The following is an 18,546-nucleotide window of genomic DNA, read 5'->3' on the forward strand; positions in this document are numbered from 1 at the left end:
CCATCCGCAGGAGGGAACATTGTGCTGACCAGAGAAATGCTTCGTCTCGGATTGCCGGAGCTTTACACTCGCCGAGTCCGATTGCGCCAGCTAAAAGCGGAGGATTATCCTGCGCTGGAGCGGATCTTATCCGATCCATTGGTAATCCAATATGTGAATCGAATTCGCAAGCCAGTCTATGCAAGAATGAGACGCCTGGTTGCGCAAATTAAAATATCAGCTGACTCACTGGATTCCCTACATTTTGCGGTGGAATGGCATCGGAGAAATACAGGAGAGAGCAATCTGCATGATGAATTCAACGAACGGTCCTCCTCACCGTTGCTCGGTATTGTTTCTTTTCAGCAATGGAATGAAAGAACGGGTGAGGCACAACTGGGCTATATTCTGGATCGGCCTTTTTGGGGACAGGGACTGGCTACAGAAGTCGTAGGAGAAATGCTGAAATTTGGTTTCGAGTCTTTGAAGCTCAAGCGGATCGAAAGCCGTTGCCAAGAGAATAACCAGGCTTCTATGCGTGTGCTTATGAAAAATAAGATGCGCCTGCTGCGCACCATTGGTGCCTATGATCCCTCAGGAGAGGTGCCGAGTGTATTGGTATTTTCGCTGACCCAAGGGGATTATGCATAGAAATAACATTGGAATATTTTGTTACAAAGATGAAATATAACTGCAAAACAACTCTAACACAGGACGGGTACAATACAGACATGACCCCCTTTTGAATAATATATGTTGCTGGGACCCGATCATTCGGGTCCTCTTTTTTTTGTTATCCTATAGTTAGAACCAATCAGGAAAGAAGGGCTAACTCACGATTCCGCCTCATTTGGGAAGGGAAGGGATCGTTACATCTAGATACAATCCATTTATGTCATATTCAAAATATCATGCTACTAGGTGTATAGGGTCTAGGTCTCGGGATGACCACAACGTCACTGGCCCATGTCGTCCTTGGTGCTGTATCGGCTGAGGAGGCAGGAACGGGTTCAGGCTTGTTTACGACCTTTATGTACTTGGCTAATTCGTTGGGTGTCGCTTTGATCGGTATCTTGTTCTTATCCTCGCTCAATCACACGCTTTCAGATGCTAATCTGTCCGATTATATCAGGGCATTCATTATTTCTGTGGCGGTGAGTGGCCTTCTTGCCTTGGCTGCGCTCATTTGTATTTCATTTTGTTACAAAAATGAAATATAACTGCAAAACTACTTTAATATAGACTGGGTACAACATAGATATGACCCCCTTTGAATCATATAAATTGCTGGGACCCGAAGCTTCGGGTCCTCTTTTTTTTATAATTCATAGGTACGGTTCAGGCTGGTTACCAGCTCTGGAAGCCATTCATTTAGGGAGAGAAAGGAGTATCCCTCTGACTGGGCTTTGGACGTATCCATGTACCACGATTGTGTAATACCGAATGGAGACATGTGCTCGCTATTGGCTGTAGTGGAGTCACATGTCCTGAGGGGGCAGATGAGTTTGAGCCGGAGGGGCTCATCCAAAACGAATGTTATGAAATGATCCATCAAATGATGGAACGCCATGAGGAAGCGCATAAAGGTAATTGGCAGGAATTTATGCGTCAGAGCGCTCAGGATTGGCGCCAATATCCGCAATTGACACGTAATGAGTTAAGCCGCATTACGTGCCCTGCATTATTTATTGCTGGTGAACATGACGACTTTGCCACAGAAGAGCAGCTTCAGGAATTATGCTCATGGGTCCAAGATTCACGTTATCTAGTTGCTCCGGGTTGTAGTCATCGACCGCACATGCTTAGAGAACAGCCCATTTTAATCAATGATTCTATTCTTCAATTTTTGATAAACATGCTAGTGGTTGATTAAAATTATTCCCCTAGAAGCTTCAAAAAATTGGCTGGCACCGTAATTTGCTGATTATTAATCATAATCTTTCGAAGCTCTTCCATAGAGTCTTCTTCACCTCTGGCATCTTTAATCTCCTTGATTTCACGATGCAGACGTTCCATTTGCAGATCCAGCGCATTAGCGGAATCCGCGGCGTTCTTTAATTCACGTGTCAGACTCTCGGGAACAGACTGGTTGTATTTATAAAAGATTTTATGCTCCAGGCTTGCCCAAAAATCCATCGCAATGGTTCGAATCTGCACCTCTACGCAGACTAGTTCCTCACAATCCGACATGAATACAGGAACTTGAACCAGCAAATGCAGACTCTGATAACCATTCGGCTTGGGATTCTTGATGTAATCCTTGATTTCCAGCACCTTGAGGTCACTCTGTCTCTGAAGCATGTTACTGACATCATAAATGTCAGAAATAAAAGAACAAGTAATACGTAAGCCCGCGATATCCTTGATAGAATCTTTGATAGCATCCAGCGATAACTCACTATTTTTACGAAGCATTTTGTTCATGATACTCTCAGGAGATTTAAGGCGTGATTTGGTATGCTCAATAGGGCTGTAATCGTGCAATGCTTGAAATTCCTGCTTTAATATTTCAATCTTGGTTTCCATTTCGTCGAGTGCAAACTTATAGATGAGCATAAATCGCGTGATATCATGCTTTAGCTTTTTGAGCTTGTCCATAGGATCTTCCAATTGCATATGTAATTCTCCTCACACAAAGATGTTGTTTATTTAAAATAATGGAGTTGTACGGTTTAAGGCGCTTGGTAGCAGAGCGAGGATTTGAATCTGGAGAAGCGTTAGTGTTCGCCTTTGCAATGGGATTGTTACTCTATATAACGATTTCCCAAGAATCCCATTGCAACAGCGATTCCCACCCTTAATACATTTTAAAGCGCCACAGGAATTTTACGTTTTTCTTTAAAATAAACCCATTCCCGGAAGCCGATATCCTTCAGCATCGCTTTTACGTCTTCCCAATCGTCGCCTACCCGTGAAGGCTTATGGGCATCCGAACCAAAAGTGACCTCCACACCAAAATGGTGTGCTCTTTCTAAAATAGAAGCAGAGGGGTACCATCCGCCACTCAGCTTGGTTTTACCCGAAGTATTAATTTCAATCGCCACATTGGATTCCGCAATCACTCGCAAGGTTTCGTCAATGGCTTCATCGGCAGGAATGTCTGAAAAGGCAGGGAAATTCCCTTTCATTGCGTCAATATGACCTAAAATCTGAAACATGCCGCTTCGCGCAGATTGCTGAATGAGCGCATAGTAGGCTTGTTTGACCTCGACTTTACGAGCGTCACTTAATTTTTTCCAACGGTTGCGGTTAAAAATGCTATCCCCTTCGACATTGTGAATCGACCCGATAAGGTAATCAAATGGATAAGGAGCCAAAGTAGAACGATACAATTCAGCAAAATCAGGGAAATAATCCGTTTCCAATCCAAGGAGCACGTCAATACGGCCCTCGTATTCCTTCTTAAGCTCCTGTACTTCTTTTACATATTCAGCAAGCTGTGACTTAGCCATATAAATTTTAGGAAAGGCCTGATCCTTTTCGCTACATAGGAAGGGGGAATGGTCGGAAATACCAATAGCTTGTAAGCCTGATTGAATACCTGCTTCGATGTAATCCCGAATGTTGCCGTCTGCATGACCGCAGCGGAAATGATGGGTGTGCAGATCAAATTTCATGGACTGTCTTCCTTTCGTAACCAAGGTTTATATTGTGTATGTTGTTCATAGCGAATTACGTTATTCAGAATTGGTGAAATTCGTCTCCGGCATCCCCTTCAGATCGCTCAAAAATTGCTGCATTGCTGAGTTTAGATAACGGCCGGACTTATAAATCACCCCTACCGGATGACTAACTTCCAGCTCGGGAATATGGATCATTTTTAATGTGCCTGTACGCAGTTCAGAAGTGACTGAAAGTCTGGAAATTATGGCAGCTCCGAGATTGATTTCGACCATCCGTTTGACTTCCTCACTGCTGGACAACTCGATCACGACATGGGGCACAATTTGGTGCTTTTTAAAAACATCGTCCACGAATTTCCGTCCTACCGTATCGGGAGAGAGCAGAATGAGCGGAATTTCCCGAAGGGCTTCAATAGTAGCGTGTGGTTGCGAGGCCAGCGGATGTGTAGGAGACACGACAAGCTCAAAAGAATCATAATACAGGACTGAAGTGCTTAGATTGGGATTACGTTCGATCAGATAACCGATACCAACATCAATAAGTCCGTTCTCCACCTGCTGATAGATCATCGAGGAGGCCATGGATTGAATGGAGGTTTTGATGAGAGGGAACTGATCCTGAAAGTAGGAGAGCACACGCGGTAAAATTTGAATGGCGATGGATGTTGTGGTACCCAGCGCAATGTGACCCTGCGGTGTTTCGTTCAAGTCATACAATCTCTGTCTTAATTCCTCAACAACCTCCAATATGCGCTCGGCGTGTTCCAAAAAAACAACTCCCCGGTCGGTCAGGGTGACGGGCTGGTTGCGGTCAATCAGAATGGTTTTGAACTCATCCTCTAGACTTTTGATTTGGGCGGACACCGCCGGCTGCGTCAAATTGAGAAGTTCTCCGGCTTTACGGAAGCTCATCGTTTTGGAAATCATGATAAGTGTTTCAAGTTGACTGATGTTCATGAAGTTCCTCCTCTCTTTTCTTTAGCTTGTCGCAGCTGTATAAACTGAGTTTAGCCAATCTACTTGTTTATATGTAAAACCATCGTTATGCTTTATTTCATTAGATTATAGGTTATTCGAGCAGGAAGGGCAATGAATCGAAGCAGTACACCGTAAAGTGTGGTATATTGGGAAATAAAGACTAAAGTCCTGATATACTTTAAAAATAACCAGTCTAGATTCGGGTTGAAGTAAAGATATAGGACATTATTCACATTTTTTGTGCTTTAGCTATAAAAAATTGCCGGACTGCTGTCGATAAGTGATAGAGAGAGTATTTTATTGCAGGTTGAGTCGTTATCCAGCATTATTTAAATAAAAATTCAAATTTAAATGGGACTTTTGTTGTGTGTCTAAAAGCCCATCGTAAAGGGGCGCAATGATCGTGAAGGCAGAAGTAATAAATCCTTTTTTGGAGTCGGCGAGACGGGTCATTGAACAATTGATCCAAGTATCTCCTTTACCCGGAAATCTCGGTGTGAAAAATGTCGAGTTGGTGGACGACCATATCTGGATTATGATCGGGATGACCGGACAGCTTAGCGGAAATATTGTGTTCGGCCTGAATGAACAGGTGGCGCTACGTATGGTATCGGCGATGATGGGCGGATTTGTGTTGACTGAAATTGATGAGATGGGAAAAAGCGCAATTTCGGAATTGGGCAATATGATTAGTGGCAATGCCAGTACAATTTTGTCCAGTCAGGGAATTGTCGTGGATATCACCCCTCCGCAGGTCATGAAATCAGAAAACTTGACCACTTTTGTGCCCCAGCGCGCCCTTTGTATTCCGCTTTCGGTGGAAGGAATCGGTGAGCTGGATATTCAGGTGATGATCTCTTAATATTAAAGGAGTAAGTTTCTTTAATTGTGGAGGGATGACCATGAGTACATTGCAGGATAAGGTAATTGTGATTACAGGTGCATCCAGTGGGATTGGCGCCCTTTGCGCTCAGTTGTTGAGTGCAAAGGGCGCGATTCCTATTTTAACAGCACGTTCGCAGGAGCGATTGAAGCAAGTATCTGCGGGAATCAGCGGCAGGCATGAGCTGATCCCATTGGACGTTACCTGCCAGGAGCAGGTAGAGGCTGTTGCTGCACGGGTATTGGAAGAATACGGACGGGTTGATATATTGCTCAACAATGCAGGTTACGGAAAGTTTGAGTATTTTAATGAAACCGACCTGACAGAGTTTGAACAAATGATGGACGTGAACTATATGGGGGTTGTTCGCTGCATCAAGGCGTTTCTGCCGCAAATGACAGAGCGGAACGATGGGCAGATTGTGAATGTAGCATCGATGGCCGGTAAAATCGGGACAGCCAAATCGGCTTCTTATACGGCCACAAAGCATGCGTTGCTCGGTTTCAGCAATGCGCTCCGGCAAGAACTGCGCGGAAGTGGAGTGACCGTAACGACGATTAACCCCGGGCCGATTGATACACCGTTTTTTGAGCTGGCAGATCCTTCAGGGGGTTATGTGCGGAATGTTGGCTGGTTTATGCTAAAACCTGATAAGGTAGCACAGCATATCGTAAGGGCGATGGAACTCCGCAAGGAGGAGGTTAATCTGCCACAGTGGGTATCTCCTTTTCTCAAGCTGTATCAATTAGCTCCCAGACTGATCGACAGGCTGGGGCATGGTGTGATGAATAAGAAATAATAGATGTCCCGTAGCCATTAGGTGTGGTGAGGGACATCTTTTATTTTTGTGATTTGGTAACAGGGCTATTTTCGCATATAATGGAGAGTAACGAATTTACGTATAGGGGTTGGACCTTTTCATGACATTGAATTTTGAAGCGCTTGGCGTTGAACAAGATCTGTTAGACAAACTGACCGAGCATGAAATTACACAGCCTTCGCCAGTTCAGGCAGAGGCTATACCGGAAATAATGAAGGGAAAGCATGTATTGGCGCGCTCACAAACCGGTACAGGAAAAACACTGGCTTATTTGCTACCGCTGCTACAAGCCATTGACCCACAGAAAAAGGCTACGCAAAAGCTGATACTGGCTCCAAGCCAGGAATTGGCCATGCAAATTGTACGTGAGGGTCAGCGCTACGGAGAGCATCGTGGAATCCGTGTACTAGGTCTGATTGGTGGGGCGGCAATCAAGCGACAAATCGAAAAGCTAAAGGATCATCCACAGCTTGTGGTAGGCACACCAGGACGTGTACGGGAACTCATCGCTTCGAAAAAGCTGAAGATGCACAATATTACAACTATTGTCATTGATGAGGTGGATCAGATGTTCCAGCTCGGCGGAGCCGGCGATGTGACCCATATACTGGGCTCTGCCCAGCGTGATCGTCAATTGGTATTCCTGTCCGCAACGCTGAATAATGAAATTCAGTCATTGGCACAACGGGAGATGCCTGATTACGTAGAAATCGGGATTGATCCTGACCAGAAGACGGCCAGTGGACTGGAACATTACTACTTTGTATCCGAAGAACGGGATAAGGTGGATATGCTGCGCCGTCTGGTACGGCATTTTAATCCGAGAAAAGCGCTGGTGTTCGTAAATACGACCAATGCCATCGGGGAAATTGAAGCCAAGCTCAAGCACATGGGCCTAACTACGGCATCCTTGTATGGAGATGCAGATAAAGTCACGCGCAGCAACGTGTTGGCTCGGTTCCGCGAGGACAAGCTCAAAGTGCTGGTCGCTTCGGATGTGGCAGCCCGTGGTCTGGATATTGAGGGGCTTGAAATGGTCATTCATTTTGACCCGGCTACGGATAGTCAAGCTTATGTTCACCGCGCAGGGCGGACAGGACGTATGGGACGCAAAGGACTGGTGGTGTCGGTGGTGACCGACCGCGAAACGTTCATCATGCGTAAGTTTTCCCGTGAGCTGGGAATCGATATTGCAGAGCGTGCGTTGTACGGAGGTCGAGTTGTAGTGCCGCGCCCGGCGGATGCCAAGCGTGCCCCTGTAAGGCCATCTGAGACTAGATCCATTTCCAATGGAACGGTGACGGAAAACCGCAAGACACCTGTTCGGACTGAAGCAGGGCGTCCAGGCAGGAATTCCGTGAACGGTTCAGCTCCAGGCAAGAGCAAAGGAGCAGCCTTATCCAAAGCAGGAAAGGCACAGCGCGAGCGTGATCGTAAAAACAAGGGTGCGCCAAGATGGCTGAAGGAAAAAGGATCAAAACCGAACGAGTAAGGGAGAAGAGGGGAAGCCATGGAACAACAGCCTGTGTTGCAAATTAACGGACTGACCGGTGGATACAGCGCCAAACGCCCGGTGCTGCATCAGATTTCGCTCGATGTGAAGCCGGGCGAAATGGTGGGACTGATCGGTCTGAACGGGGCCGGGAAAAGCACGACCATGAAGCATATTTTGGGACTGATGACACCGCAGGCCGGAGAAATTCGCGTACAGGGGCATAAGCAGGATGAGAATCCCGAAGCGTATCAGGGAGCTATTGCTTTTGTACCTGAAGCTCCAGAGCTGTATCCTGAAATGACAGTGATGGAGCATATGGAGTTTACGGCTAGAGCATACGGAGTCAGCGAAGCAGATTTCCGGACGCGCAGCGATCAAATGCTGGACTTGTTCCGTATGCGGGATAAAAGCGGAAGTATGTCGATGCATCTCTCCAAAGGGATGCGCCAGAAAGTGATGATTATGTGTGCATTTTTAGCGGGGCCGCCGTTGTATGTCATAGATGAGCCTTTTTTGGGTTTGGACCCGCTCGGCATTCGTTCCCTGCTTGACTTTATGTTGGAGATGAAGCGTTCGGGTTCGTCTATTTTGCTCAGTTCTCATATTTTGTCCACGATTGAAAATTATTGCGATCGTTTCATTGTGCTTCATCAGGGTGCCATCATCGCTCAGGGTACGCTGGACGAAGTGACAGCACAGGCGGGTAAGCCGGGCATGCCGCTGGAAGATGCATTTTATGAGCTGGTACAGGGCAGGGAATGAGCATGGATTTGCAACGTTTGCATAAAGAAAGACGTCTAGCGTTTTGGGGACAGGTGCTGCCTTATCTGGGCTATGTCATTCAGAGCGGCCTTGCAGTGGTCTTCGGCTTTGCGCTGATTGCCTTTGCCGCTTGGTACACGTCCTTGCTGATGCATATTCCGCCGGATTTGCCCATCCGCTGGATCATGCTTATTGTAGCTATTCCAATTGCGCATGCGAGCTTTCGAACGTATTTGAATGAGGCAGATATTGTCTTCCTTCGTCCCCAGGAGCACGCGATGCCCCAGTATTTCAAGGCCAGCCGGATTCGAGGCGTGGTATATAAAATATTCGGTTTGCTGCTGCTGTCCATTATTTTGTGGCCGCTGTATATTCGCAGTGATGCTGCGCCTAAGCCGCTGCTATTGACTCTGCTGCTGTTCGTGCTGCTGAAGCTGCTATTTAGCTACGGCGGCTGGCAGGAGCTTCGCATGGTATCGGTTGGCGGGAGCGTAGGCTATCGTCTCCTGCGGTGGGTGCTGGCTGTGCTGATGGTAGCCGCATGGCTATGGCAGCCTCCGCTACACAGCTTGCCATTTATCGTGTTGGTTGGCGTGGTGTACGTGCTTGTTCTGCGTTTACCGGTCAAACTGCTAGTGGCTTGGGAAAAACTGATCCGCACAGAGGGCATGCAGGCTGCTCGCGTGATGCGTACGTTGGGCTGGTTTGTCGATGTGCCTGCCCTTACGCAGAGAGTGACGCCGCGCCGCTGGCTGTCCTGGCTGGGTGGTAACATACCTTGGAACAGAAGGGGAGCGTATCGTTACCTGCTGTTTAAGACGTTCTTGCGTACAGAGCCAGCAGGCATTGTCATTCGGTTAGGTATTCTGGGTCTGTTAATTATATATATCACCCATGCTAGCTGGATTGGTATTGCCGTATATTTATTTTTTATATTCCTCATAGGTGTTCAGATCACTTCTTTAAGACAGTATCACAGGGATTCGTTGTGGCTTCAGTTATATCCGATTCCTGCGCATAGTCGCCGTGCGTCTTTTCTTGACTTTGTTGTTCGGTTGACGTTGCCGGCTGCGGTGGTGCTGTGGCTTCCTTTTCTGGCAAAAGGAACGGAGGATCTACTGTCTACAGTGCTTATATTGGTTGGGGGAGTCCTTGTTGTGTTCCTGCTCCGTGGTACTCAAGCCAAAAAATGGCGTTTGGATGGACAGGATGAGGAAGAAGTGTGACCCATATCTGTGTGAATAAAGTAAAGGCTAATTCGCAAGCAGCAAAAGCTGAGCTGCCTGCGGATTAGCCTTTTTTGTACGTTCGCTGCTATGGTAGTCGTGGGTGCAGATATCCGTCTGCTTAAACGAAGATCGTTTTGCTGATGATAACTAATAAAATGAACAGTACCAAAATTGTTCCTGTGCTTGTGAATGCGCCATAACCACCGTAACCGCCTCTTGTTTCTTCTGCTCCCATGCTCATTCTCCTCTCGGTCATTGTGATAAAGGATACATCGTATCTTATGAATTGGGTTTTTGGATTGCGTGGGCCAATGTTCTGGTGTGTTGCCGAATCGCCCTATATTTTTCATCAGATGCAGGAGATGAGAGAGGAAAAGGTACGTATTATCGAGAATAGAAGAAGTATGTAATCATTATCACTTGGAAAGTGGGAAAGACGAGATGCTGGTAGATAAGCTGCTCGTGAACATATTTCTTGTGTTTGTACCGTTACTCGTATATAGCGCTTTGTCGGATCATCGGCATAGGAAGCATACCCCGCTGCTTATGGGAGGGGTGCTGGGTGTTTCTTCTGTGCTTTGCCTTATGTTTTCGTACATTTGGTACGGATTATATTGGGATCTTCGCTATGTTCCTTTGATCCTTTCTGTTTTATATTTTGGTCCTACGGCAGGTCTAATGAATGTGACGCTAATGGTAATGGCTCGCATGTATGTAGGCCCTGAGTCTATGGTGGTGGGGCTTCCGAGCATGATGTTGTGTTATTTGGGACCTCTCTTGGTAAGAAACAAATTTATGCAGCTCAAAAGCATGTTGCTTCGAGTGGGCATGAATATGGTAATGAGTATATGGATTACTGGGGTCATGCTGATTTTTCTTTTAATACATTCTTGGATCAATGGCAGACTGGATGAGGATGAGATTGAGCTGATCCGTTCAATACTCTGGTTCGGTGTGATTCAATTCCTAAGTATTGGAGCTTCTTCTTTCTGGATGGAGTTTAGTTTGGAGCGAGAAGAAATGAGAAGAAAAATTAAATATGCCGAGCGTCTGAATACGTTGGGTGAACTGGCAGCCTCTATGGCCCATGAAGTACGGAATCCTTTAACCGTCGTAAAAGGGTTCCTGCAAATGGTCCAGTCAGGATTAGAAGGGAAAAATCGCAGATATGTTGCTTTGGCACTGGCAGAAGTGGATCGGGCTGAAAGAATTATTAGCGATTATCTGAACTTATCCAGACCGCAGATTGGAAACACAGAACGGATGGATCTGTCTGGCATGGTTCAACAGATCGTTTTGCTTCTGAAGCCAATGGCGACCAAGCAAGGCGTAAGGCTGTATACAGAGCTAAGGAATGAAATTTACATACATACAGATCGTAACCAGCTGCTACAGGCGTTAATACATGTGACGAAAAATGCGATTGAAGCTGCGGAAGATGGAGGCAGGGTATACATAAAGCTGTCGGTTCAGGAAGAGCAGGCATGTCTAAGTATTAGGGATACTGGAAAAGGCATGAGCCAGGAGCATCTTGAACGAGTGGGTACATTGTTTTTTTCAACCAAAGAGGTAGGAACAGGACTGGGAACGGTCGTTTCCTTTCGAATTATTGAAGCCATGAACGGGAGTATACGCTATGAAAGTGAGCCCGGAGTCGGAACGGAGGTCGTCATCCTCCTACCACTGGCACAGGAATCTCTGCTCGCTGCGGAAGGATAATTGTGCGGACGTGTGATGGACAATAGTCAGCCAATCAAAAGCGGTATGCCCTAATATCTGGCATACCGCTAGTTATGCTATATATTTAACCTGATACAGACAGATTAGGCGTTTAACAAATCTTGTGCGCCACGATAAACAATGTCATATAGGTCTTCCAGATACTCTTCTTCGATACATGAGAACGCAATACGGAGATCGTATTCACCCAATGCAATCGTGCCTACCCCATATTGCTCCAGCAAATGAGTGCGCAGTCGTTCAGCAGACAAGCCGTTCAGCTTGAGACACATAAAATAGCCTGAATTGAAAGGATAGTAGCTCCATACATCCCCGTATTTTCCGCTATCGAGCAACGCTTTGACTTTATTAGCCCGCCCCTTCATAATTTGGAACTTTTCATTCTTCTGTTGCTCAAAATCGGGTGATTTGAGGGCATCCAGTACGAAGGTTTGAGATGGGTGAGGCCCGCTCGAAATCGTTGCCCGGATAATCCCTAGTGTTTTTTGTTCAAGCGCACTCAGTACATCCTGATGCTCCGAAGCAAAGGTAATAAATCCGACACGGAAGCCCCAAACGAATTCTTCTTTGGTAGCTCCGTCAATTTTGACTGGTAAAATTCTCGGATGAAGTCCGGCTAGCTGACCGAATAATGATTCATGCAGGGAGTCCTCGAAGAACAGGCCAAAATAAGCGTCATCTGTCACAACTACGACATTGATGCCTGCTTCCGCCGCTTCCTGAATGGCAGCGACAATAGCTTTACCCTCTTCAATGCCCGGTGTATAGCCTGTCGGGTTGTTCGGGAAGTTCAGTACAACGATCGCTTTGCCGTATTCTTTCTGCGCTAGTAGCGCCTCGCGTAAACCCTCACTATTAAAACGGTGATCCTCTGTGAACAACGGAAAATTCACCAAACGTCCATGACGGCGAATACCGAAAGTCAGTTCATAGTTCTCCCAGTTTTTATCTGGATAAATGACAGCATCTCCTTCATCCGTAAACAGGTCGGCAACGATGCTCAAACCGTGGGTCAGCGCGTTCGTAACTACAGGAAGGCCGTAGCCTTTTCCAGCCAGCGAAGGATTTTCTTTCAGCATTTTGTCACGCCATACGCTACGAAGTTCAGGTTTGCCCGCAGGGGGAGCGTAAGGATATAAATCCTTAGGACTATAAGCGGACAGCTTCTCCTGAATTACCTCCAAATGCATAGGGCCATTACCTTCAGTAGCAATCCCGATCGTAGCATTATATTTTTTAGCAAGTTTCCCTGCCTCGGCAGATTGACTCAAGATCCCTTCTTTTGGAAAATAAATCTCTTTACCTAAAAGAGAAAGCATTTGATATACATGCTCGTTGCCTGTCTGAATGTTTTGATTTAACTGCGCTGCCAGTGGATTCATTCCCGTTTCATCCTTCCAAGTCATTTTGATTACATATTATAGCATTACACACGGTAAGCGTCACGCACAAGCATTAGGGGGCATAAGAGCGTATTTTTTGCTTAATCGTGGCGCTGCGCTTATATTATAAAATAACGGGATAACAGGACAACCAGAGATGAACAAAAGGAGGTGCAGATTTTGCTGGATACATCTGCGTCATCGTTTATCCTGCTGCCGGCCTTTGCCAAAATTGTGTGCGAGCCGGGCTGGAAATGGCAGGTACGCGAGAAGCCGATGCCAAACTATGATTTATTTTATGTATGGAGCGGAGAAGGGACGGTTGTATTAAATGGGGAAGCCTATCCGGTGAGCAAGGGCAGCTGCTTTCTGTTCAAACCGGGAGACGATACCCATGCCACACATAATCCGCAAAAGCCGCTCATACTTACTTATATTCATTTTAATCTCACCGAACAACCCAAGCAAATACCAGCCAGCTACCGTATGCTGGAGGAAACGTTCGAGGTGGAGCATATGCTTGCCAGATATGTCCGTCTGCGTCTGGAGCGTGCCTATGGGGCTGATGAGGAGGGCAGGCTGATCCTAAAGCAACTGATGATTCATCTGCTGCGTGCAGACCGGAAGGAACCGCAGGAGCAACAGGCCAGTAACCAGCTCACCGAGGTCATTCGAGAAACGGCTAACTACGTGCGGCAGCATCCGGGACTTCCACATCGAGTCGAGGATTTGGCAGCAAGAGCAGGGCTGTCACCGCGTTATTTTTCGATAAAATTCAAGGAGCTGCTAGGTGTTTCTGTGCAATCTCATATTATCAGCATGCGGATTGAGCGCGCACAGCACCTACTGCTACATGCCGGAATGAATGTGACTGAGGTGGCGGAGGCTTTGGGATACCGCGACATCTTTTTCTTCAGCCGCCAATTCAAGCAGTATACAGGAAAAAGTCCGTCTGAGATTCGATAAGGCTATTATCGCATGACGAATATAAAGGATAAATCAAAAAGGACCGAAGCAGTTACGCTGGGTCCTTTTTCATATGAGCCATTTGAATCATTCGATCCCAATGCTCAAATGTGCAGCTATTTTTTTGTTACAATCCTTCATTTATGCCTTAGGATCGTGTCGAAAGCTACCAAGACGTTGTCCCATTTTCACCACATCCCCCAGCTTCAATGCGGGGTCTGGCTCAAATGTGCCGTTTTCAGTTAGCAAAACGACGGTTGAGCCAAATTCAAAATAGGCGAGATCGTCACCTTTTGTCCATGAAGTCGCTTGTTCATCCGTATATTTGATGCTGCTCACATTCATTGCGCCAACCTTGACGACTGCCACCTCACCATATTCGTGGGCCATGTACGTAATCTGTCGTTCATTGCGGCTAAGAACTCCCCTCATATGCTGCAAGCCGAAGTCATTCACTGGGTATACTTTACCGCGCAGATGCTCCTTTTCTACCAGTGTACCGGATACCGGTGCATGAATGCGATGATAATTTGACGGGCTGAGATAGAGCACAAAAGCATAGCCGTGTGTGTACTTCTCAAGACGCGGAGAGCGATTAAGAAGCTCTTCCAGCGTATAGTCTTGCCCCTTGACATTCAAAAGAGTGCCAGACGTAATTGGGCCGGTAAAAGTAATCCGTGCATCCACCGGACTGGTCATCACCTCGGCGTTCGTATCAATCGGGCGCATGCCCGCTTTTAATTTGCGTGTAAAATAGGCGTTCAGGGAGCGATATTCTTTCCAATCCTGTTCCGCCTCATGCGTCTGGATCTGGTACGTACGTATAAAGGTGGGGATAAAAAGTCGGCTTGCACCGCTTTGCGCGAAGGAGCCCACAATCCGGCACACCCACTTGCGCGATGATAGCTCCGTCATAAGCCGCAGCCACTGTTTTGCCATTACAGATCCCCCTTGTTCATTTCCGAGCCGTCTTGGCCGGAACCTGTCCGGCCGCTCTGAACTATATTGACACAGAATGTGACGTAAATCAATACAGGGGACGGCCTGGTGAACGTTCAGTGCCTGACGAAGACATTCGTTCGAGAAGCCAACGTGCGTAAGCCATTGGCTGAGCGTACGTTTCTTTCCAGACATTACTCATGCCTGCCTGGCTAAAGCCATAGCGCTGATCACGACCATTGCATTCGATAAAAACAATCTTGCCTTCATGGGTAATTCCCAGATCCAGTCCGACATCGGCCAGACGGGGCAGGTGTTGTGCCAATCGGTGGACGATTTGCAATGAGAGTCTCTCTAGCTCATTCATCAGCCGGGCTATGTTTGAGTTCTGCACAGTCTCTGTTCGTGATAACACCTCTGGTAGGGAACAAGCCGTACCGCCTTGGGCTACATTCGAGACGAAAGTGTGGGATGGAGCAATTTTGGCAAACATGCCTGTCACCCCCCAGATTCCGCCATATCCGCGCTGAACGGTCACACGGATATCAAATGGACGATTGTCGCACAAAGCAAGCGGAATGGTTTCCTGAACGATATGAGGAACATGCATCAGTCGCTTATGCAGAAATAAAGGGAGCTCTCCGACCTTCAACCGTATTGTGGACCAACGTTCAGGTATAGTTGGATGAGCACATTGCAATGTCCAGCTTCCGCTGGAATGCCTCAGCCGCATAATTCCTCTACCTATGCTACTGCTACTGGGTTTAATTACAACATCCCCGGTTTGCTCCATCAAGGTACGGATGGAAGACAGGTTGCCTTGCAATGTTTTGGGAAGGTGGGGATGTAGCAGAGGATCTTCCTGTAGAATTGCATGTATATGGTCTTTGCCGAAACGGTTTTGTTCATTAAAAATATAGAATCCCTTGTGTACCAGCCTGTTGATATCGCGGGCATTTTCATTTTGCCGATAGAGAGTCCGATTGTGGATGACTGGCGGCAACGGAAGAGTCATCTGCCGATACTCGTTACCGTTTTTAACAAAAGCCCGGCATGTTCCGGTCGACATATGAATATCTTCCAGACGAAGAAAGCAAGGGATTAGCTCGTAGCTTAACCCGGCTTCCTCGTAATTGGCGATAGATTCATAACGCGTCCTCATGACGGGAATGCCCCGGTAAGTTGCCGGGTTGAGCATGACGCCGACATGCAACATGAGTATGTCCGCCCTCCTTATCGTCAATCCAACTGACCATATTGTGATTCTAGTCCATCATATGTATCAAAGATCGGCCAGGCATGGACGCTAGCCTTGCGATATGCCCAAAGTAATAAGCCAAGCACCTTTCAGAGCAAGAAACGATATGATACAAGATGAGTGTTGAAGGGTGAGGGAATAAGGTAAGGAAAGTAGGTGAGGTGATGCAGAGGCTGAAGGTAGCAGTCATTACACCGGGATCTTTTGTTATACCTTCGCCCCGCAGCAGTTCAGTGGAGCGGGTAATTGCTCGTATGGTACCGCTGGCTAGCCATAAGCTTCAGGCACAGATCTATGGCATAAGAGGAGCAGAAACACCGGATCACGGCGATGTTGACGGAATTCCTTGTAGGCGCTATACGCGGGGGGCAGGTTATATTCCCGAGGTAATCGCTGATTTGAAGAGATGGTTACCTGCGGTAATAGATGTACACAATCGCCCCACAGTTGCGTATGCCATTCGCGAGGCTTTGCCCGATAGCAAAATTGTGCTGACTTTGCATTCCACCACGTTCATCCGGGAGCCTCACCTCAAACGGAAGGACATGGGTAGGCTGCTGTTGTCGATGGATCGTATTATTGTGAACAGTGCGTATTTGGGGGCAATCGTGGCCTCTGACAGTCCCGATGCGGTCAGAGAACGCATCGTCATCAACAAGTTGGGTATTCATCCTGGCGATTTCCTGCCACGGTGGACTCCTGCAGCAGAAGCGATCAGGTCGGCACGATTGGACGATTTCGGCTGGTCATGCCGCCGAATCGTGTTATATGCAGGCAGACTGATGCCAGGAAAGGGAGTTCATCGGCTGCTAAAGGCCCTGCAGCGTATCGTCCATACCTGTCCAGACGTGCTGCTGCTCATAGCAGGGAGTGCCTATTACGGTCACGACCGCCTCACGCCGTACACCGCAGCATTGCATCGGCAGATCCGTAAACTAAGGTTGGCGAGGCATGTGCACTTCCTCGGCTATGTGCCGCATCCGGCATTGGCCTCGTTATATCAGTTAGCCGATGTAGCCGTTGTTCCTTCTATTGAAGCTGAAGCCTTCGGGCTGGTCAATCTGGAAGCCATGGCGGCAGGAGTACCTGTGGTAGCATCACGAATCGGTGGTATTCCGGAGGTTATACAACACGGCAAGACAGGCTGGCTTGTTTATCCGTCACGCGGCGAGCAGGAAATGGCCGACGCCATCACCAGGTTGCTCCAGCAGCACGACTTACGGCGACAAATGGGAGAAGCCGGGCTGGACGAGGTACGGAGGCGATTTTTATGGCAGCACTCCGCCCAACGCTGGGCTCAATTTATAACAGACTGCGCAACTGAGTGACGTGGTCGCGGTTACGTGCATAGGCTATCTCATAGGCATTAGGCCCTGATTCCCACCTGGGTGAATGAAGCGGAGCGACCGCTGGTTCACTCCTGTGTCAAAGGAGCGGTCATCATGAACCATCGCACGAACCATAGCCCTAAGGATAAAAAAATAGCACGGCGTAACCTTTCCAATACAGTCCCCTCTCCCCGTGTAAACAAGGAAAAAACGGCTTCGCCTGCTGGCAGTCCCAGACCCACTCAGCGTGGAACGGCAAGGGTACCTGTTCCCGTAGAGAAGGATACCCCGGTGCAAGCTATAGAGGAAGCAGCATGGAAAAAGCATAAGCTTCCCAAAACGCTGGAGGAAGCGATGCAGATGAATCGAGCATCTGTGCTGCTGTTGTCTGTGCCTGACTCAGATACCGAATACGGAACGGATCACGACATGGCGTCTATGAAGACGGAAGGTCAGACCGAGCAAGATTCGTTATTGGATTGCTCTATAACCAGTATTCATATTGCGGAAGGAAGACAGCGTCCAAAGCAGCGAATGCGCTTGCCAGAGCAAGATACCCATCTAGTTTCTCAGACTGAAAAAGAATTAGGTCGGAATGCCATTCATGTTGGCTCAGTGACCGATGACGGGACTACTGACAGTGAAGTGACTTTACCTCAATTTGGCAGCACTTCTTTTTATCTTTCTGCACAAGAAGTTACAAGCAAAGTGAACGTTGTGTTTGATAAGCCTTTTATAGACACGCAATATGCAATCACCGCCAATGCGAGCGTACCGGGAGTGATAGTGTCCGTCACACAACGACAGAGGCATTCGGCAGTGCTTACAGTGGAACGCAGACAACCGGGTCAGATATGTGAGGGATGGATTCTCTGGATTGCGATGGGGACATCATAGATAATAAATATACACAGCTTTTGTTTATGGTAATGTTAGAACAACCTCAGACACTGAAACAGGAATGAAAAAACGCCATTCTTTCCTATGATTATAAGGAAAGAATGGCGTTTTTTTACTTTTTTTAATCGGCAGAGCATAATAGCCAAAAGCTAAATCGAGCGAAGGTAAAGGAGCTAATGCATGACATAAAAAGAGCTTAGTACAGCTTGTTTTATAGTCATGACCTACAAATATGACACTTTGACACTACCGTATGTGACAGAT

General features: G+C 47.3%; 19 protein-coding genes. 12 read left to right on the forward strand and 7 right to left on the reverse strand.

All coding sequences use genetic code 11. The features are described from left to right. The first annotated feature begins 21 nt into the window (after positions 1-21). From BN1546_RS16565 to BN1546_RS16575, 3 genes are all read left to right on the forward strand, one after another. The gene (locus tag BN1546_RS16565) at positions 22-630 is read left to right on the forward strand and encodes a GNAT family N-acetyltransferase (protein ID WP_013372865.1); all 609 of its coding nucleotides are present in this window, start codon (positions 22-24) and stop codon (positions 628-630) included. Positions 631-923: 293 nt separating this feature from the next. Beyond that, complete coding sequence (locus tag BN1546_RS16570; protein ID WP_013372864.1) at positions 924-1,199, forward strand: MFS transporter; 276 nt, start codon at positions 924-926, stop codon at positions 1,197-1,199. Positions 1,200-1,432: 233 nt separating this feature from the next. After that, a complete protein-coding gene (locus BN1546_RS16575) occupies positions 1,433-1,852 on the forward strand; it encodes an alpha/beta fold hydrolase (RefSeq protein WP_058830432.1) in 420 nt (139 codons plus the stop codon). 2 nt (positions 1,853-1,854) lie between these two features. On the opposite strand, the gene BN1546_RS16580 is transcribed toward BN1546_RS16575, so the two are convergent. From BN1546_RS16580 to BN1546_RS16590, 3 genes are all read right to left on the reverse strand, one after another. Further along, positions 1,855-2,595: a GTP pyrophosphokinase gene (locus BN1546_RS16580; protein WP_013372861.1), complete on the reverse strand. Its 741-nt coding sequence runs from the start codon at positions 2,593-2,595 to the stop codon at positions 1,855-1,857. A gap of 191 nt (positions 2,596-2,786) precedes the next feature. After that, positions 2,787-3,596: a histidinol-phosphatase gene (locus tag BN1546_RS16585; RefSeq protein WP_090738354.1), complete on the reverse strand. Its 810-nt coding sequence runs from the start codon at positions 3,594-3,596 to the stop codon at positions 2,787-2,789. 60 nt (positions 3,597-3,656) lie between these two features. Continuing rightward, positions 3,657-4,559 carry a LysR family transcriptional regulator gene (locus BN1546_RS16590; RefSeq protein WP_013372859.1) on the reverse strand — a complete coding sequence of 301 codons (903 nt, stop codon included), beginning with the start codon at positions 4,557-4,559 and terminating at the stop codon, positions 3,657-3,659. A gap of 424 nt (positions 4,560-4,983) precedes the next feature. On the opposite strand from BN1546_RS16590, the gene BN1546_RS16595 reads away from it, so the two are divergent. The 5 genes from BN1546_RS16595 (at position 4,984) to BN1546_RS16615 (ending at position 9,766) form a co-directional block, all read left to right on the forward strand. Next, complete coding sequence (locus BN1546_RS16595) at positions 4,984-5,442, forward strand: chemotaxis protein CheX (protein ID WP_025365744.1); 459 nt, start codon at positions 4,984-4,986, stop codon at positions 5,440-5,442. A 40-nt stretch (positions 5,443-5,482) separates the two neighbouring features. Continuing rightward, the gene (locus BN1546_RS16600) at positions 5,483-6,262 is read left to right on the forward strand and encodes an SDR family NAD(P)-dependent oxidoreductase (RefSeq protein ID WP_013372857.1); all 780 of its coding nucleotides are present in this window, start codon (positions 5,483-5,485) and stop codon (positions 6,260-6,262) included. Between the two features lie 121 nt (positions 6,263-6,383). Beyond that, positions 6,384-7,775: a DEAD/DEAH box helicase gene (locus BN1546_RS16605; RefSeq protein ID WP_040102951.1), complete on the forward strand. Its 1,392-nt coding sequence runs from the start codon at positions 6,384-6,386 to the stop codon at positions 7,773-7,775. Between the two features lie 18 nt (positions 7,776-7,793). Then, positions 7,794-8,540, forward strand: coding sequence for an ABC transporter ATP-binding protein (locus tag BN1546_RS16610; protein ID WP_013372855.1), 747 nt, complete (start codon positions 7,794-7,796; stop codon positions 8,538-8,540). Positions 8,541-8,542: 2 nt separating this feature from the next. Beyond that, on the forward strand, positions 8,543-9,766 hold the full coding sequence (locus tag BN1546_RS16615; RefSeq protein ID WP_013372854.1) for an ABC transporter permease: 1,224 nt from the start codon (positions 8,543-8,545) through the stop codon (positions 9,764-9,766). Positions 9,767-9,887: 121 nt separating this feature from the next. Here the strand turns inward: BN1546_RS16615 and BN1546_RS27605 are convergent, their stop codons facing one another. Continuing rightward, positions 9,888-10,004 (reverse strand): hypothetical protein, encoded by a 117-nt coding sequence (locus tag BN1546_RS27605; protein ID WP_013372853.1) that lies wholly within the window; start codon positions 10,002-10,004, stop codon positions 9,888-9,890. Between the two features lie 206 nt (positions 10,005-10,210). Here BN1546_RS27605 and BN1546_RS16620 point away from each other — a divergent pair, with 206 nt between their 5' ends. Then, entirely contained in the window at positions 10,211-11,488 is a 1,278-nt protein-coding gene (locus BN1546_RS16620; protein WP_090738355.1) for an ATP-binding protein, read from the forward strand. A 104-nt stretch (positions 11,489-11,592) separates the two neighbouring features. Here BN1546_RS16620 and BN1546_RS16625 read toward each other — a convergent pair whose 3' ends face one another. Then, positions 11,593-12,891, reverse strand: coding sequence for an aminotransferase class I/II-fold pyridoxal phosphate-dependent enzyme (locus BN1546_RS16625; protein WP_025674060.1), 1,299 nt, complete (start codon positions 12,889-12,891; stop codon positions 11,593-11,595). A 180-nt stretch (positions 12,892-13,071) separates the two neighbouring features. On the opposite strand from BN1546_RS16625, the gene BN1546_RS16630 reads away from it, so the two are divergent. Then, the gene (locus BN1546_RS16630; RefSeq protein ID WP_090738356.1) at positions 13,072-13,857 is read left to right on the forward strand and encodes a helix-turn-helix domain-containing protein; all 786 of its coding nucleotides are present in this window, start codon (positions 13,072-13,074) and stop codon (positions 13,855-13,857) included. Positions 13,858-13,998: 141 nt separating this feature from the next. Here BN1546_RS16630 and asd read toward each other — a convergent pair whose 3' ends face one another. Together asd and BN1546_RS16640 are read right to left on the reverse strand one after the other, a co-directional pair. Continuing rightward, positions 13,999-14,796 (reverse strand): archaetidylserine decarboxylase, encoded by a 798-nt coding sequence (asd, locus tag BN1546_RS16635; protein WP_025679164.1) that lies wholly within the window; start codon positions 14,794-14,796, stop codon positions 13,999-14,001. An 88-nt stretch (positions 14,797-14,884) separates the two neighbouring features. Further along, positions 14,885-16,012 carry a YheC/YheD family endospore coat-associated protein gene (locus tag BN1546_RS16640; RefSeq protein ID WP_090738357.1) on the reverse strand — a complete coding sequence of 376 codons (1,128 nt, stop codon included), beginning with the start codon at positions 16,010-16,012 and terminating at the stop codon, positions 14,885-14,887. A 206-nt stretch (positions 16,013-16,218) separates the two neighbouring features. Between BN1546_RS16640 and BN1546_RS16645 the strand changes: the two genes are divergently transcribed. Next, the gene (locus BN1546_RS16645) at positions 16,219-17,382 is read left to right on the forward strand and encodes a glycosyltransferase family 4 protein (protein WP_090738358.1); all 1,164 of its coding nucleotides are present in this window, start codon (positions 16,219-16,221) and stop codon (positions 17,380-17,382) included. Between the two features lie 114 nt (positions 17,383-17,496). Then, the gene (locus BN1546_RS16650) at positions 17,497-18,279 is read left to right on the forward strand and encodes a WIAG-tail domain (RefSeq protein ID WP_058830438.1); all 783 of its coding nucleotides are present in this window, start codon (positions 17,497-17,499) and stop codon (positions 18,277-18,279) included. Positions 18,280-18,546: the final 267 nt, after the last annotated feature.

Source organism: Paenibacillus sp. Mc5Re-14 (assembly GCF_001049835.1).
Lineage (GTDB): Bacteria > Bacillota > Bacilli > Paenibacillales > Paenibacillaceae > Paenibacillus > Paenibacillus polymyxa_C.

Bases quoted from the DNA above. Each gene is read 5' to 3' on its own strand.
- BN1546_RS16570 (WP_013372864.1), top strand. From the start codon at position 924: ATGACCACAACGTCACTGGCCCATGTCGTCCTTGGTGCTGTATCGGCT.
- BN1546_RS16580 (WP_013372861.1), bottom strand. From the start codon at position 2,595: ATGCAATTGGAAGATCCTATGGACAAGCTCAAAAAGCTAAAGCATGAT.
- BN1546_RS16585 (WP_090738354.1), bottom strand. From the start codon at position 3,596: ATGAAATTTGATCTGCACACCCATCATTTCCGCTGCGGTCATGCAGAC.
- BN1546_RS16590 (WP_013372859.1), bottom strand. From the start codon at position 4,559: ATGAACATCAGTCAACTTGAAACACTTATCATGATTTCCAAAACGATG.
- BN1546_RS16600 (WP_013372857.1), top strand. From the start codon at position 5,483: ATGAGTACATTGCAGGATAAGGTAATTGTGATTACAGGTGCATCCAGT.
- BN1546_RS16605 (WP_040102951.1), top strand. From the start codon at position 6,384: ATGACATTGAATTTTGAAGCGCTTGGCGTTGAACAAGATCTGTTAGAC.
- BN1546_RS16610 (WP_013372855.1), top strand. From the start codon at position 7,794: ATGGAACAACAGCCTGTGTTGCAAATTAACGGACTGACCGGTGGATAC.
- BN1546_RS16615 (WP_013372854.1), top strand. From the start codon at position 8,543: ATGGATTTGCAACGTTTGCATAAAGAAAGACGTCTAGCGTTTTGGGGA.
- BN1546_RS27605 (WP_013372853.1), bottom strand. From the start codon at position 10,004: ATGGGAGCAGAAGAAACAAGAGGCGGTTACGGTGGTTATGGCGCATTC.
- BN1546_RS16620 (WP_090738355.1), top strand. From the start codon at position 10,211: ATGCTGGTAGATAAGCTGCTCGTGAACATATTTCTTGTGTTTGTACCG.
- BN1546_RS16625 (WP_025674060.1), bottom strand. From the start codon at position 12,891: ATGAATCCACTGGCAGCGCAGTTAAATCAAAACATTCAGACAGGCAAC.
- asd (WP_025679164.1), bottom strand. From the start codon at position 14,796: ATGGCAAAACAGTGGCTGCGGCTTATGACGGAGCTATCATCGCGCAAG.
- BN1546_RS16640 (WP_090738357.1), bottom strand. From the start codon at position 16,012: ATGTTGCATGTCGGCGTCATGCTCAACCCGGCAACTTACCGGGGCATT.
- BN1546_RS16645 (WP_090738358.1), top strand. From the start codon at position 16,219: ATGCAGAGGCTGAAGGTAGCAGTCATTACACCGGGATCTTTTGTTATA.
- BN1546_RS16650 (WP_058830438.1), top strand. From the start codon at position 17,497: ATGAACCATCGCACGAACCATAGCCCTAAGGATAAAAAAATAGCACGG.